Source organism: Moraxella macacae 0408225, assembly GCF_000320365.1.
GTDB classification, from domain to species: domain Bacteria; phylum Pseudomonadota; class Gammaproteobacteria; order Pseudomonadales; family Moraxellaceae; genus Faucicola; species Faucicola macacae.
In genome coordinates, this window is record NZ_ANIN01000001.1 from 287,564 (window position 1) to 304,774 (window position 17,211).

General features: G+C 39.1%; 12 protein-coding genes. 5 read left to right on the forward strand and 7 right to left on the reverse strand.

The features are described 5' to 3' along the window. Positions 1 to 59: 59 nt before the first annotated feature. The 6 genes from MOMA_RS01330 to MOMA_RS01355 all read right to left on the reverse strand — a co-directional run bounded on the left by MOMA_RS01330 (position 60) and on the right by MOMA_RS01355 (position 7,443). Positions 60 to 1,145, reverse strand: coding sequence for a metallophosphoesterase (locus MOMA_RS01330; RefSeq protein ID WP_009501404.1), 1,086 nt, complete (start codon positions 1,143 to 1,145; stop codon positions 60 to 62). Positions 1,146 to 1,311: 166 nt separating this feature from the next. Further along, a complete protein-coding gene (locus tag MOMA_RS01335) occupies positions 1,312 to 2,742 on the reverse strand; it encodes a Do family serine endopeptidase (protein WP_009501405.1) in 1,431 nt (476 codons plus the stop codon). A gap of 83 nt (positions 2,743 to 2,825) precedes the next feature. Further along, positions 2,826 to 3,446 (reverse strand): dTMP kinase, encoded by a 621-nt coding sequence (gene tmk / locus MOMA_RS01340; RefSeq protein WP_009501406.1) that lies wholly within the window; start codon positions 3,444 to 3,446, stop codon positions 2,826 to 2,828. 27 nt (positions 3,447 to 3,473) lie between these two features. Continuing rightward, positions 3,474 to 5,129, reverse strand: a complete 1,656-nt coding sequence (locus tag MOMA_RS01345; protein ID WP_009501407.1) for a phosphoethanolamine transferase — start codon at positions 5,127 to 5,129, stop codon at positions 3,474 to 3,476. Positions 5,130 to 5,295: 166 nt separating this feature from the next. Continuing rightward, positions 5,296 to 6,438, reverse strand: a complete 1,143-nt coding sequence (gene mltG / locus MOMA_RS01350) for an endolytic transglycosylase MltG (protein ID WP_009501408.1) — start codon at positions 6,436 to 6,438, stop codon at positions 5,296 to 5,298. A 60-nt stretch (positions 6,439 to 6,498) separates the two neighbouring features. Continuing rightward, positions 6,499 to 7,443: an aminotransferase class IV gene (locus MOMA_RS01355; RefSeq protein WP_009501409.1), complete on the reverse strand. Its 945-nt coding sequence runs from the start codon at positions 7,441 to 7,443 to the stop codon at positions 6,499 to 6,501. A gap of 76 nt (positions 7,444 to 7,519) precedes the next feature. Here MOMA_RS01355 and aroE point away from each other — a divergent pair, with 76 nt between their 5' ends. Further along, entirely contained in the window at positions 7,520 to 8,395 is an 876-nt protein-coding gene (gene aroE, locus MOMA_RS01360; protein WP_009501410.1) for a shikimate dehydrogenase, read from the forward strand. A 167-nt stretch (positions 8,396 to 8,562) separates the two neighbouring features. Here aroE and MOMA_RS01365 read toward each other — a convergent pair whose 3' ends face one another. Further along, positions 8,563 to 8,943 (reverse strand): outer membrane protein assembly factor BamE, encoded by a 381-nt coding sequence (locus tag MOMA_RS01365; protein WP_009501411.1) that lies wholly within the window; start codon positions 8,941 to 8,943, stop codon positions 8,563 to 8,565. 169 nt (positions 8,944 to 9,112) lie between these two features. On the opposite strand from MOMA_RS01365, the gene fur reads away from it, so the two are divergent. From fur to MOMA_RS01385, 4 genes are all read left to right on the forward strand, one after another. Next, positions 9,113 to 9,565, forward strand: coding sequence for a ferric iron uptake transcriptional regulator (fur, locus tag MOMA_RS01370; protein ID WP_009501412.1), 453 nt, complete (start codon positions 9,113 to 9,115; stop codon positions 9,563 to 9,565). 350 nt (positions 9,566 to 9,915) lie between these two features. Further along, entirely contained in the window at positions 9,916 to 12,486 is a 2,571-nt protein-coding gene (locus MOMA_RS01375) for a transferrin-binding protein-like solute binding protein (protein ID WP_009501413.1), read from the forward strand. Between the two features lie 65 nt (positions 12,487 to 12,551). After that, on the forward strand, positions 12,552 to 15,578 hold the full coding sequence (locus MOMA_RS01380) for a lactoferrin/transferrin family TonB-dependent receptor (protein WP_009501414.1): 3,027 nt from the start codon (positions 12,552 to 12,554) through the stop codon (positions 15,576 to 15,578). An 84-nt stretch (positions 15,579 to 15,662) separates the two neighbouring features. Then, a complete protein-coding gene (locus tag MOMA_RS01385) occupies positions 15,663 to 17,123 on the forward strand; it encodes a surface lipoprotein assembly modifier (protein ID WP_227498078.1) in 1,461 nt (486 codons plus the stop codon). Positions 17,124 to 17,211: the final 88 nt, after the last annotated feature.

Sequence of the window (17,211 nt, forward strand, 5' to 3'; positions counted from 1 at the left end):
CAAAATCTTAACAGCAAACACTACCGCTTTGATGATTTTTGCAAATTATTTAAAAAATTTTATCGCAACAGTAACACATCGATCTGTGGCGGACAATTTAAGCGAAAGGGCAAGCCTGTCATGCCAACACCGGTATTAATCCAAATATGATAGTTAAGTTTTGGTAAAGCAGAGGTTTTGGTAAAACGATCGATGGAACAATTTCTTGGATAATAGCCTGATAAATAACCACTTCCTGTCATTGCTTGTAAAATTTTTTTGGTAATAACTGGTAAATTCACTTGTCCGCCGTGGCTTTGCCCTGCAATCACCAAACTTTTGTTGGTTAGTTTATTGGTAAATTGTTGATTGGCTTGGCAAGTTTTGATGTCGTGAGCAATGATGACATTTGGTGTATTGGGATTTTTGTCAAGCCATTGATAAATCGCGGTTTTATTGTTATTTTTTGGATAATCATCAGGGCTTAAACCAATAATCGTTACACCATTTATCATGGTGATTTGATTGTTTAAAGTTTGAATATTTAATATATCTAATACATCTGTTAAATTAACATTAGGAATAATATCAGAAAATTTGCCTTGTTGTTCACTATCGGCTTGGCTTAAGGTTGTGTAGCACGGCTTATTAATCGCACGAAACAACATCATCGTTCCAACCAAATCCGCCCCTGCATGATACAGCCAATCACCCGTAAACAGCACCGCATCTACATCTAAGCGGTTTAGAGTTTTTACCCAACGTTCTTGTTGTTGTTTTTGGTGAAAAATACCAATATGCACATCGCCTATGACTGCAAGTTTTAGCAAAGGCGGTTTTGGTTGTTTATTTAGATTGCCTGTATTTGTTAAATCAATGCTTTGGTGCAAAATACGCAACCGATTAGGCTCAACCCACGTCATATACATATACAACAAACACAAGCCTAAAATCAACCAATACAACGCATGATTGTTCATCAATAATTGCAAATTCGCCCAAACAAACAACCACAACACCCAAAAACGCAAATAATACACCAACAATTGTAGCCATACGACAAATCGACTGGTGGTGGGATCAGCTTGCATGGTTTTTAAAAATGAAAAAATTGCCACAGACACAGCAATCACATACCCAAGCACGCCAAATCCATACATTAACATAACCTCTCCTATTTGTTAACGTTCACAAATTTGTTAACATTTACAAGCAATTTACCATAATTACTAACAAACAATGGTTGTTAACAACCAACCGTTGTTAAATTTTTGTTCAATTGCCACAACTGTCTTAGACACAACTGTCTTAGCCAAAAAATTTTCGCCAAAATCATTCAATTCTTAAACCAATAATCATCGGTATGCCTTGGCGGATAATTTGTAAAGTTACCACGCCTTTTTTGGGTAAATTTTGCACCACGTTTCTAAAATCTGCCACGGTTTCGATGCGTTTGTTGTGAAATTGAATCACCACATCGCCTGCTTGTACGTCTGCACCAGATGCCAATCCAAATGGCTCAACTGCGGTGATTAACACACCTTTGACGCGTAAAAACCGTTGCTCCCCCACATTTAGTTCGCGCAAACGCAAACCCAAACGCAACGGATTGTCATCGCTGTCTTTGTGCAGCGCATCTGCATTGGTATCACCAGGCGCAAAGGTAAGTTTGCCTTGCAAATTGATGATTTTGTTGTCGCGTTGTACTTTTAGCACAAAATTGTTACTAGGTTTTGCACGGCTTACCAAATTGTTAAAATCATCTGCACTTAACACTTCGCGTCCATTAAATGCCAATATCACATCGCCTGCTTTTAATCCTGCTTTTTGAGCCGGTGAATTGGGTAATACACGCGTAATTAACGCCCCTATCAATCGGTTAAGACCATACGCATCGGCCAAATTGCGATCAATATCTTGCAAATACACACCCAAATACGCACGCGAAACCTTGCCTGTGGTGCGAATTTGTTGATAAATATCCATAGCCACGTCCATCGGAATGGAAAACGACAAGCCCATATAACCGCCCGTTCCTGTAAAAATGCGTGAATTCACGCCAACCACTTCACCTTTTTGGTTAAATAACGGCCCGCCAGAATTGCCAGGATTTAATGCCACATCGGTTTGGATAAAAGACACGCTGGTATCTTTGGCAAAATTACGCGATTTTGCACTCACAATCCCAGCAGATGCTGAATAATCAAAACCAAATGGCGAACCAATTGCCAACACAGGTTCACCAACTTTTAACCGATCAGAATTGCCAATCGGTAACGCAGGAAAACCTACGCCTTCTACTTTTAACACCGCGACATCGGTGCGTTCATCACTGCCAATCACTTTGGCATCAAGCTCACGGCGATCGTTTAGGGTAACGGTTATTTTATCCGCCCCTGCCACAACATGATGGTTGGTTAACATATAGCCGTCATTGCTCACAAAAAAAGCCGTACCAAAACTGCTTTCAATTGCAGGTGGCAAACTGTCCGGTATGCTCGCTCCAAAATAACGACGCAACAACAATTCCATTTGGTTTTTGGCAATTTCTTCAGGCGATATTTTGGTGGTAACATTCACACGCACAATCGAGGGAACCACTTGCTCTACAAGGCCTGAAAAGTCAGTTGCCACAGTTGTAGCGTGCGTTGTTGTGGCGTGCGTTGTAGCCCAAGTAGTTGATACACCAACACTCGGTAAACCGATCAACAATGCCAAATTTAACACACTGACAGCCAACGGATTATTACGAAAATTTAACATGATTGTTCCTTTTTTCTTTATAAAAACAGGTTTAAAAATGTATTTTAACATTGATAAATTTTAACATTGATAAATTTTAACATTTACAAATTAAGCACAGCCAAAACACGGTTTAACACCGTTATTTCATCACAAGCTGCATCAATACGCTTAAAACGTTCAGGCTGATTTTGTGCCAAATAAACAAACCCTTGGTAAATCCGCTCAAAAAACGCCTTATTTTCTTGTTCAAAACGATCCAACGCCCCACGATTTTTGGCACGTTGCATGCCATCTAATACCGGAAAATCCAGCCAAATCGTCGTGTCTGGCATTTTTGCCACAAAATTGTCAATCAAAAACTGCACTTTTGCCAACATTTGAAAGTTGCCATGCCCACGCCCAAAACCTTGATAAGCAAACGTTGAATCGGTAAAACGATCACAAAGCACCCATTTTCCGCTATTTAATGCTGGTAAAATCGTCTGTTCAATGTGATCGGCTCTGGCTGCAAACATCAACAAAAGTTCGCTATCGTTAGCCATTGTGATCTTAGGATTGATTAAAATTTTGCGCAATTCCTCAGCAAACAGACTGCCCCCAGGTTCGCGCGTGCGAATAAAGTCAATCTTACGCTCGGTTAAGACTTGTGCCAAATTGTCAATCAACGTGGTTTTGCCAACGCCTTCTGTACCCTCAAATGTGATAAATCGTGAGGTTGTCATCTGTTTTCCATTATTTTAAAAATTTTGTTATTGGGTTTTTTTACAGGCGTGCAAAATATCCAAATCCGCTTGGTAAGTGTCTTGTTTTTTTAAATCCATCATCGCATAAATGGTACTATATAAGTTGTCATGCGAATAATTTTGGCTTTTGGCGTTGTTTTGCAAACATGTATAATCGAGGCTTTTGTCATTGCGCCAAGTTTCATTAAACCACATGATCATCGGTACATGAGTTTGGTATTTCGGTGCAATGTCATATGGGGTACTGTGTAGGTAAATGCCATTTTCGCCCAAACTTTCACCGTGGTCGGATACATAAATCACCGAACTTTTCCAGTCTTTATGACTTTCTAAGCGTTCAATGACTTGATTGATGAATTTATCGGTATATAAAATCGTATTGTCATATGTGTTCACCAACTGTTCGTTACTGCATTGATTGATTTTGTTGGTATCACAAGTTGGGGTAAATTTACGATAAGCATCGGTATAACGTTCATAATAAGTTGGACCATGACTGCCAATGGTATGCAGCACAATAAACGCATCTTTATTTAGCTCATCTGGCTTTTGCAAGGCTTTGTCAAGCTCTGGCAACAAAACATCATCTAGACATTCACCGTCTGTACAAAGTTTTGGATCTGCTATTTTAGTAACATTGGTGTACGGCGTATTTTTGCACACACCTTTACAATCACTGTTATTATTAAACCAATCAATATAAACCCCGGCTCGCTGTAAAATATCCAACAAATTGTCTTGTTTTTCGGCACGATCGGCATTAAATTTACCACGCCCTAAATGCGAAAACATGCAAGGCACCGAACCTGCTGTAAACGTATTACAACTAATCACATTGTTAAAATTCACCACTTCATTACCGCGGCCGGCCAAAAGTGGCGTTGTTTGACGTGCATAACCGTTTAACCCCCAATTGTTGGCGCGGGCGGTTTCACCAATAATCATGACGGTAACCTTGCGCCGATTGTCGGCTTTATCCAGTACAGCATTAGGCTCAATCACCTGATAAGGCATCTGTTCTCGTTTAAAATGACGGTATTTGCTTGAACTTGCTACGATAAAATTTGTCGGTATAATCAGATGTTTAATGGACAAATTATTGCGTCCAAACGAAGCATAATCTTGATAAAAAGCCGCTGCAATTGCTAAAATTCCAAGCACAGCAAGCACAAAAAAACCAAGCCGATACAAAATTTCTTGATACCATTTTCTATAATTAATCTTGATTTTGGCATACAAAATTGCAGGAATAATACCAAATCCAATAATCCACGCAATAAAAGGCAAGGTCATTAAGCGTCGACTTTCTGATGGGGTGGTTTGTAACACATTGGTTAACATATCGCGGTTAAAATACACATCAAAAAAAATCGAATTATACGCAATTGCTGAACTCACAATTAATAAAAACGGTACAATCACCTTATGCACAAAGGGCAATGTCAACACGGAAAAAATCAAATAACACACACAAAAAATAAACACTGGTATGCTAAAAATAAAATAATCTGTGCTCGCCCCTGTAAAAGGGTGTAAATGCAACACTTTGGCATACAATGCATAATTTAATACAGTGGCAAAATACAGCGACAGCCAAAAATTAACTTTTGTTTGGGTATACCGATAGGTAGGTTTGTTAAAAAATCGAGAAAATGCATTCATGTCAAAGTTACCAAAAAATAAAAGCGGTTAAAGTATGCGTATTTTACAAAATTTGCTTGACAAATTCAGTAGTATTACAAAATATATTTTGCCAAAAAAATCAAGCAAAACACGGGTAAACTTTGGGCAAAATTTCCCCATGCTTGATATGAGTAAGATTGGTTGTCTATTGGGCTAATTGGCTTGGTTGGTTGTGATGGTCTTGTTTGCTACGCATAACCTTTAAATACGCCTGCACCGCTTTATTATGATCCGCCAAATTGGTGCTAAATTTGTGTCCGCCATACCCTGTTGCCACAAAATACAGTGCATCGGTTTTATCTGGATTAAGTGCAGCCTCAATAGATGCCAGGCTCGGTAGTGCAATCGGTGTTGGCGGTAAGCCGTCAATTTGATAAGTGTTATAAGCGGTTTTTTGTTGTAAATCTGATTTTTTAATGTTGCCATCATAGCGATCGCCCATACCATAAATTACCGTCGGATCGGTTTGTAGGCGCATTTTTTGGCGCAACCGATTGACAAACACGCCTGCAATTTGGCTGCGTTCGCTTGCTAAACTGGTTTCTTTTTCAATAATAGATGCCATAATCAAGGCTTCATACGGCGTTGCATAAGGCAAATTAGATTGGCGTTTTTCCCACGCTTTTATCAGCATGGTATACTGGCGATTAAACAAACTGGCCAACACTTGTTTATCACTGCTGCCCTCGGCAAAATAATACGTATCAGGTGCAAACCAGCCCTCCATATTGCCATTTGGGGCGTATTTTTTTGGCAAATTCACCCTCAACTCTTGTGGTGTTAACGCATTCCCTGACAAAATTTCGTTTTTTATGCCCTCATGGCCGCGAAGCATATTGTACAAATCAGCAGCGGTTTTGCCCTCGATAATCTGTATTTTCACCAAGGCCGCCTTTGATCCTTGTTGTAGTATGCTTAACATTTGAGCAAAACTTGGATTGTCAGGCAATTGATACATGCCTGCATGGAGCGGTTTTTTGGCGTGGATTTTGACGTATAATTTTGCCAAGGGCTTAATAAACATGCCTTGATTTTTGTCTTGCCATTTATCAATCAAACCATTGTAAGTTTCGCCTTGTTCTATTGTTATCATTTGTTTTTTTTGTGAAATTGGACGAAAAGCCGTCTGATAAATTGCCCAAAAAAACAGCCAAACCACTATCAAAACCAGCAAAACAACCCACCCTTTTGCTGATTTTTTTGGTTTTGCAACCAAAATTGACTGGGCTTGTTGATGGGGTTGGTTGTTTTCTGGTTGGTGGTCTTTTGGTTGGTTATTTTCGTTCATAAAATACCCGACAATCGTAAAAATTAACCAAATAATGACACGCGAACTCAAAAATAGCAATTAAATTTTGGTTAAATTTGGCTTTATTGGCTTTTTGGTTGGTATGGCTTTTTGGTTAAAAGTTGGCAAACGAGGCTGCAAAACCAACGCATCGCCTAAACTTTCACCCATCAGATCATGCTTAAAATACAAACGCTCAATCGGTATCACGCCACGCACTGCATTGCAAAAAAACAGTGCTGACAAATCCTTAAAATCCACATCTTGCAAAAAACGTTCTTGTACCGCTTGCTGATTTTGGCAGCATTTATCCATTAAAACCTGGCGCATAACCCCATTAACCCCAGATCGATTGACAGGTGGCGTAAACCATTGATTGTCATCGTTTAATTGATAAAATACATTACAAAATGTACCCTCAATCCAATTTCCGAATGCATCTTTTACCAAACCGTCAATCAAATTTGGCTGATGCTGCTGATACGTCATAAGCTCTGCACAAGCAAGCACTTGGGCTTGAGTATTTAGCAGTTTTAACCCTGCCAAATTTGGTGGCAATACAGGAATTTGTTGCAACAAACAACAGCCGAAAGCAGGCGGTTGTATGGTCAAAACCTGATCATTTTTGCCAATGGGTGTATCGCTTGGCATAACCTTAAGCCATACATGAACATGACTGTTGCTAAAACCATATCCATGCACGGATTGATTTTGTCGACAAACGATAAGTTTTAGCACGCCTTGCTGTATTTGATTGGCAACATCACACAACCGATTGACAACAGCGGTTAAATTTAGCGTTAATTTTAAATGACTGGCACTGATTTCACAGCGTTTTTGGTGATAATTTAACCAATTAATCTTACCATTCACCACTGCCATGGTGCTAAAAAAACCATCACCATAAGCAATCACGCGCTCATTGATATCAATAGCGGTTAACGGTTTTTCAATGGCTAAATCTTCGGTTAAATCATACCAAATACAGGTATTTTGTTGCATCATAATTTTAACAAGGCTTTTTAAATCGCGATAAATACGGTATTATAACAAAGATTCATTCAATATTTTAGAGCCTGATATGCCTAATATACAAAATACCTTAAAACTTGACGCACTTACCAAGCACGATTGGCAATTTAATCTGCCAAACAAAAATTTGCCAAACAACAAACATTTTATCGTAATTGGCAACCCCATCTCTCACAGCAAATCGCCAGAAATTCAGCAAAAATTTGCCAAAAAAACCGGGTTAACCATAGATTATCGTCGCCAATTTTGCCCGGACAATTGGGAGAGTTTTCTTGCTGTGGTGGCGGCTTTTTTTCATGGTGGTGGGTGTGGTGCAAATGTTACCATACCGTTTAAAGTCATGGCGTTTGAACTTTGTCAACACGTGGGAATTTTATCCGATTTTGCCAAAGCAGCAGGAGCGGTCAATACGCTTGCTATTAAAGAGGGCAAACTGTTTGGTGATAATACAGATGGGCAAGGGTTGGTGGCGGATTTAATGTTACAAGGCATTGACTTAACCAACAAAAATATCTTAATCATCGGTGCAGGTGGTGCAACACGTGGGGTTATTTTACCACTACTCAATGCCAACATTGGCAAACTCCACATTGCCAATCGCACGAGTGCAAAAGCCCATAACCTTGCCAAATTATTTAACAACCCTAAAATCAGTGTGCTAAATTTAACGGATATTTCAGGGCATTTTGATGTGATAATTAACGCCACCTCTGCAGGATTAAACGGTGAAACCTTGTCATTTGACAATGATGTCAGTGCTGATTTTGTCTATGATATGATGTATGGCAAGCCGTCTGCTTTTTTACAATTTTTTAACCAAAAAAATGTGGCTGTATCCGACGGTTTTGGCATGCTTATACATCAAGGAGCATTGGCTTTTGAAATTTGGACGCAACAAAAAGTGGATTTGGCAAAACTTACCTAAGATTAACCACCAAGCAAAAAACCAAACAAAAGCACAACGCCAATGTTTTTAATGTTTGTTTTTAATGTTTGTTTTTAATGTTTGTTTTTAATGTTTGTTTTTAATGTTTGTTTTTAATGTTTGTTTTTTAATGTTTGTTTTTTAATGTTTGTAGCAAAATCAATACATTACGGTTGGTTCGGGCGTTCAATTTTGCTTACCTTGCCTGCTTCATCAAAATAAATTTTGACATAGTAACTGGCATTGTGAATGCTTGGTTTTTGCTCACGTTTTGCCACTGTGCCTGCGGTAAAGTCATACAAATAATCCCAACGGTTTGGATTTAGCGTGTCTTGTAGTGCAGGACTGCCAAGCAAATACAACACTTGATTGGCAGTCATACCAACTTGAACACTGGCAAGTTTGGCATCGCTAATTGGTGTGCCTTGTGGAATGTCAATTTTATACACACTAAACCACGAGCAAGCAGGCAACACACTCACGCTTGCCAATGCAATCAACAAGGGCAATTGGCGACATTTTTTGGTAATTTTATTCAAAGTTTGCATTAAGATTTTTCCTATTTTGCCGTTACATGGCGGTTAAACATAAGTAAACACGAAAACACCCCACTATCATACGACATTTATACCAAAACGCCTATATTTATCGTGGATTTTATGCTATTTTACCATTTTTATGGTAAGATAAGCAAAACCACAACAAAAAGGAACAACAATGACATTTACCAATCAAGATTTACGCCGTGCCGGCCTTAAAGTTACCCTGCCTCGTTTAAAAATTTTACAATTATTGGAAAATGCAACGCATCATCATATGAGTGCTGAAGATGTGTACAAAGCCTTGATTGAACAAGGCGAAGATGTTGGACTTGCAACTGTATACCGCGTGTTAACCCAATTTGAACAAGCAGGCATCGTAGAACGCCATAATTTTGAGAACAATTTATCGGTTTTTGAGATCGCCCAAGCGGAACATCATGATCATTTGGTCTGTGATAATTGTGGTAAAATTGTTGAGTTTCATAAAGATGAAATTGAACAGCTGCAAAATAAAGTTGCAAAAGAAAATGGTTTTAAATTATCAGGACACTCGTTGGTATTGTATGGAATTTGTGATGCGCCTGAATGCCAAACTGCGACCAAAAATAATTTAAAGCCAAAAAATTAACAGTTTATCTCCTTGTAACAACACACTCCCTAGCAACACACTAAAGTGCGTTTTATGCGTGGTTTAGTGTAGATTGGCAATTATTTATTCAATACAAGTTATCGTCTCATAATAAGTTACCATCTCATAATAAGTTATCGTCTTACAAACTTAGCACCTCTATAAAATTTCGGTAAATGATAAATTTTGCCGTTTTAGCTTATCTAGCCAAAACTTATACCCAATTAAAACCTATATTTTAGCCATTGATTGAAATATCAAATCAACAAAACCTTGCAATTGCGTAAAATAATTGTAATAATAATCATTATTATTTACCAAATCATTTTTACTTGCATAGAAGACCTACCATGACCACATCTAAAACCCCCAAAATGTTTAAAAAATCACACCTTGCCCTTGCTGTTGCCAGCACCTTTGCCGCCCTTGCTTTGACCGGTTGTGGTGGCGACAGTATTAAATCCGCCGCCCCCAACATCACCACCTTGCCAAAAGGCACGGTACCGCCTGCAGTTGCCAATCCCAATAAACCGGATAACAATAACAACGGTGGAAGCGATAACAATAACGGCGGAAGCGGTGGTAACGATAACAACGGTAGCGGTAGTGATAATAACCAAGCACAAACCCCGCAAAACCCACAAACCCAGCCTGCCGCGGGCTTTTTTATGGTGGGTAAAATCCGCGACACCAGTAAAACCAATAATCCAGAACGCACCGATGCATCGCAATATCTTGGCACGGATAAAATATTACCCGATGGCACAACCGCAGGCACAAATTTGCGCCAAGCACTCACCGAAAACGACATTAAACCCATGAATTTTAACCAATTCCCCACTTGGCAACAATTGCACATTGACAGTCCAACGCATGCACTCAAAGGTGATTGGCTTAAACGCGCCAAAGTTTATGGTTATGGCAAACTTTCACCCTTAAACGACCAAAACAATACTCATATTAATCACTTACAAGACGAAAATAAAAAAGCCAAAAAATCCGCCGATAATTATGAACACATTCGTTTTGGTTATTTAGACATCGCAGGTTTAGGCTTAAACCAAAAAGCAGGTGAAAAAAACCTCCACAATGGTAAAATGCCGATTTTATTTTATCATGGTGATAACGTTAGCACACAATTACCCAGTGCTGGCACGTTTGAATACAAAGGCAATTGGCTGTATTTAAGTGATGTCAAAAAACGCCCTGCCCTAACTGGCAAAGATGAAAAAGTTGGCACTTATTTTAACGCTTACAGCAAAACCAACGAAGCTGATGAAATTAGTGCCGCCCATATTTATCTAAACAACATGAAGTACAAACACACGCCGGCTACTTATAAAGTGGATTTTGATAAAAACACCTTAACAGGTAAATTATCGTATTATGACAATCCCAATAAACAAAACAGCAGTGGCAATTATATTGCCAGCCAATTTGACACCACCAAAAAAGTTAATGAAGTAGATGTTTATCAAATTGACGGTAAAATTCAAGGCAACCGCTTTACCGGTACAGCCAAATCATTAATTACCGAAAACAGCAAAACCGCGCCGTTTATTAAAGAATTGTTTTCTAAAAAAGCCAATCCCAATAATCCCGACCCAGATTCAAATGCCCTAGAAGGCGGCTTTTATGGTGAAACGGGCGATGAATTGGCGGGTAAATTTTTATCCAATGATGGCTCGGCGTATGTGGTATTTGGCGGCAAACGCAATGATAAAAACAAAAAACCCGAAACAAAACCGTTTTATTTTAGTGCAGGCTTTGAAAAACCGATTATTAGCAATATTTCTAATGAAGATATTGGCAAAGTGATTGAAAAGAAAAAACTAAATGAAGAAATTGATGCAAAGATTGACGAGGGCGAAATACCAATTAGCGATGACCAATATGAATCTTACCCTTGGGGCAAGCCACAAGCTGATTTCACCAAACAAACCAGTACCAGTAAACAAGTCATTCCTGCTTATTTTGGACAACACGATAAGTTTTATTTTAATGGCAATTATTACAATTTAAAGGCAAACTCAAAAGATAATTTAGAAGTAAAAAATGCCAATAACACACAAACTATTAAAAATAAATACCCTGATGTAAAAGTTGAGCAAAAAGACAATGTAACCAAAATCACCTTACAAGAAAAACAAGGCGATAAACCTTATACCGCGATTAATGCCAAAACTTACAATCATATTAGCTTTGGCGAAGTATTGTATAACGATGACAAAAATAACCCAACGCGCAGTTATTTTGTGCAAGGCGGCGACCAAGAGCAAACCACCACTTTACCAAGTGCAGGTAAATTTACTTATAACGGCTTGTGGGCGGGATATTTGATTCAGAAAAAAGATAAAGGTTTTAGCAATAATGAAGACATAATTAAGAAAAAAGGACATAAAGATTATATCTTAGCCCAAGATTTTACCCCAGAGTCAGAAGAAGATGAAGAAGAAAATGACGAAGAGAGCACAGATACTGATAAAACCTATCTTAAAGGCGAGATTAAACCTGAATACCGTGATAAATATCTACCAATAAACGAAAAAACCCATCAAAAAACGTTTTCATTGGATGGTAAAAATAAAGCCAGTTTTGATGTGGATTTTGATACCAATACTTTAAAAGGTGCATTAACCGATGAAAATGGTCATAGCGTGTTTGATATTAAAGACGGTAAAATAAATGACACAGGGTTTACCGCCAAAGCCGATGTTAACAATTACCGCGAAGAAGTTGGCAATACCAATAGCGGCGGTTTTTTATATGACATAAAAGACATTGATGTCAATGGGCAATTCTTTGGCACTGATGGCGAAGAATTGGCAGGACAATTGCATTATGATAAAGGCGACGGCGTAACCGAAGAAGTGAAAAAAGCGGGCGCGGTATTTGGTGCGGTTAAAGGCGATAAAAAATAACCGTTATTACTTTTTAAGTATTAAAATTAAATTGTAGGCTTAAATAAATTGTAGGATTGTATATTATGTCAACTTTGCATAACTTTCACCGCGCCAGTTTAAATCTTGCCATTCGCGGTGTGTTATTTGGCACTTTAATGGGGGCTTTTGCGTTGCCTGTGGTAAGTTTTGCACAAACGGCGGAAGAAACAGAAACCGAAAGCGAAACCGTTACCACAACAACCAAAGCCGAAGCCGCTAAACCAAAAGCCGAAGCCGAAACGCCAACCGCGCATTTAGACGCACTCGTTTTTACCGCGCCCACCAATCAAGTTACGCGTTTTGACACCGATGTAACAGGGCTTGGCAAAACCGTGAAAACCGCTGCAAACTTAGCAAAAGAACACGTGCAAGGCATTCGCGATTTGGTGCGTTATGAAACGGGCATTAGCGTGGTGGAGCAAGGGCGTGGCGGCAGCAGCGGCTTTGCCATTCACGGCGTGGACAAAAACCGCGTCGCCATTACCGTGGACGGCGTAGCGCAAATTCAATCCTACAAAGACGAATCCACCAAACGCGCCGCCGCCAATTCTGGCACAATGAACGAAATTGAAATTGAAAACATTACCGCCGTCGCCATCAATAAAGGCGGCAACGCGCTAGAAGCAGGCAGCGGCGCACTCGGCGGCTCGGTGGCGTTTTATACCAAAGACGTTAGCGATGTATTAAAATCGGGCAATAATATCGGCGCGCAAAGCAAAACCACTTACAACAGCAAAAACGCCCATTTTAGCCAAACATTAGCCGCCGCAGGCAAAAGCGATTTATTTGAAGCCATGGTGCAATACACTCATCGCAAAAGCAAAGAAAACAGCGCGCATAATGATTTAGCCAATATTAATCAAAGTTTTTATCGTTTGGGCGCGTATCAAGATAAATATGATTTACGCAAAACGGATACATTATATAAAAGTGCCAGTTATGTAACGCTTGATTGTTTAAATTCTGCCAATCCGCAAGATTGCGTGCAATATAATTACAAATACACCAATTATAAACCCGACAGCACAAAAGGGCGTGAATTTAAAGAGTTAAATGATGCCGAAAAAGCGCAATATTTGGCTTCTATTCATCCGCAAGAAGTGGTTTCGGCTAAAGATTATACGGGCATTTATCGTTTATTGCCCGACCCAATGGATTATAAATCCGATTCATATTTAGCGCGCTTAAATATTAATTTTAAGCCCAATTTAATTGGCAAAATTATTGTTGAAGACACCAAACAGCAATACAATGTGCGCGATATGCGTCATTGTAGTTATCACGGCGTTAAATTAGGCAAAGATGGCACGCCCGATAGCAAAGGCAGTATTCCCTGCGATGATTATAAAGAAAATATTGACCCTGATAATTCTGCAGAAAAAGCCTTTCGCCCCGGCAAAAACGACGTTCCCATTCCCAAACTTGCCTACGCCAAAAGCAGCGTATTTAATCAAGCCCATAAAAAAACCCGTTATGGGGCGGCATTGGAATTTAAACCCAATGTTAATTGGTTTAAAAACGCCAATTTAAATGTTAATCAACAAACCATTCAAATTAACAATCACGACATTAAAAAATCGTGCAGCACTTACCCAAATGTGGATTTAAATTGCACCATTAGCCAAATTGGACATTATGAATATCATAATTTAAGCCGCTATCAAGAAAAGCGCACCAGTTTGCTTGGTAAATTAGAATTTAATTTTGATGCGTTAGGTAATCATAATTTAGCCCTTTTGGCAGGGGCGGATAAAGTCAATAGCCAGTTTTTTGCCAATAATACACGCCAAAGTATTGTAGATGCCAACAATGAACTCAATGTTGGCAGAACGATAGACAGAAATGATTTAACTCCAGAGCAACAACAAAAGTTTGACCAATCAGGGGCAAAATATATTGCCAAAAATCGCAATCCTAAATTAGAAAGCGAAAACACTTGTGGCAATGCCAATGAATGCGTACGCGCCCCCATTGATAGCAACAGTTATTACATTGGTTTTAATAATATTTATCGCCCTAATAAATATTTTGATTTTAACTTTGGTGCGCGTTTTGATAAACAAAACATTAACACCCAAGACCCCAATATTACCAATAAAACTTATAACAACAAAAGCTATAATTTTGGCGCGGCAATTAATATTAGCCCTGATTTAAGTTTATTATACAAAACCGCCAAAGGCTTTCGTGCACCGAGTTTTTATGAACTCTATAATTATAATAGCACCGCCGCCCAACATAAAAACGACAGCGATGTTTCTTTTCCCAAACGCGCCATTGATGTAAAACCCGAAACTTCTCATAGCAATGAATATGGCGTGCGTTATCAAAATTATTGGGGCGATATTGAAATCAGTGCGTTTAATAGCCGTTATAAAGATATGTTAGATAGAGCAATTCCGCATTTATCGGCAGCACAAAAAGAATATTGTAAAAAGAATTTATCTTCTAATCAATGTATTGGCAATCCGCCAACACCAAAACCCAGCGATGAATTATTTGCCAATTTGTACAATGCCAAAATTAAAGGCACAAGTTTAAAAGTTAATTTGGATTTGCACAGTTTAACGCCCAAATTGCCCGACGGTCTTGGCGCAACGCTTGGCTACAGCAAAAGCAAATTAGCCCAATTTGACTACATCGCCCCCAAAGACAGCGACGGCTGGTATCAGGCAAGCCCCAATTTTTGGGACGCCATCACCCCTGCGCGCTATGTTGTGGGGCTAAATTTTGACCACCCAAGCCAAACGTGGGGCGCTAGCACAACGCTCACCCACAGCAAGCAAAAGGACGAAAACGAGCTCAATGCCCTACGCATTTGGCGAGGCACACGCCAAACCGCCACGCTAAGCCAGTTTGCGCCAAAAGCCTATACCCTGCTTGACGTCGCAGGCTACTACAGCCCAACAGGCAGCATTACCGCGCGCCTTGGCATCAATAACCTGCTTAACACGCGCTACACCACTTGGGAAGCGGCGCGCCAATTGCCAAGCGAGGCCGCCAGCACCCAAGCCACGCGTTACATTGCGCCGGGGCGTAGTTATTTTGCCAGTTTTGAGATGAAGTTTTAGCCGATGAATGGTTTTTTTGCGATAAAAACAGCAACGCAATTGACAACAAAGCTAACAACATTGTGTTGCTGTTTGGCGTATTTTATGCCTGTTTTTGCCGATGATAAAGCGGTGCAGCCGCCCATTTTGCACCCAGAAGCGGGCATTGATAGTTTGCAAAATGAACCCATTGCGACTACTTTGCCAATTGACAATTCACCACAAACCGAGCAAATTGCACCCATTGCACCAACTGAAATAAACGAAACGCCAACCGTGGATATTGATTTTTTAATTAACAATCCCAATGCATTTGCGCATGTTTTTTATCAAGCGGTAATAAATGATGATGCCGAAACGTTGCGTTTATTAGTGCCGTTTTATCATCAATTGCCAAGGGATTATCAAGATGAGATTTTATTGTTATTTGCGCAAAGTAAAATTGCTTTAAGCGATAATAATCATAAATTGGCTTTGCAATTATTAACCGAATTAAGCCAAAAACAGCCCAATTTAACTGCGGTAAAAATGCAAATTGCTTCATTGTTATTAAAAAATAAGCATGACCAAAAGGCAACTATCATTTTAAATGAATTAAAAACCTCTGTGCATTTTAACAATTTAACAACAACAGAAAAAAAATGGCTAATAAAACAAAGTGCAATTTTAACACGCAAATATAAACCGAGCATTGATATTGGTATGAACTTGTTATATTTAGATAATATTAATTCAGCTTCTACCACCGAGCAAAAAAATATTAGCAAAGAAAAGCCAAAAAGCACGCACGGTTTGGCGTTGTCTTTGGATTTGGATAAATATACGCCGCTTAATCATGGATTGAGTTTATATACTGGTCTTGATATTGATGGCAAATTTTACCGCGATAACAGTCATAATGAAGCGTCTATTTTTGCCAATATTGGCTTGAAAAAAAATAATACGCACGGATTTTTGTCTATTACGCCATTTATTGGGCGCAATTTTGCCACCGACAACAAACAAAACCTTGTACCAAGAAAAAACAGTATTGGGGCGGCGTTTAATTGGCAACATAAATTTAATAATGAATTAAATAAAACGTGGCAAAATAATTTATTTATACGTGCCGAACATGGCAATTATCAAAAGTCGTATCAAGGTTATAATGGCAACCGTTATCATTTAAGCGATACTATTGTATTGCAAAATAACCCTAAGCGGCGTTATTCTTTGGGGATAAATTATCAATTGAGCGATTTAACAGATGCCGCCAAAAGTAGCCATACTGTGGGAGTAAATTTAGGTATTTTGCAACAATTTAATAATGGCTTTTTTGTGCAAGGCAAATTAAGCGCCGAGCGTGAGCGTTATCATGGCAAATTATTGCGCCTTGTTAATCCGAATAATGTTTATCGCACCGATAAAACCATAACGCTGCAAACGGCTGTTTGGCATAAAAATATTAATTGGCAGGGTATTACGCCGCGGCTTAGTTATCGTTATGTGAATAATAAAAGTAATTTGCCAGCGTTATATAGTTATAAGAAGCATAGTGTGTTTTTGGAGTTTGGGCGGTCGTTTTAGCCAACCCTTTTAATCAAAACCACCAATGCCAAACTTAACAAAATAGCCAAACAATTGACAACCGAGCAACAAATCCTACTCAATGAAC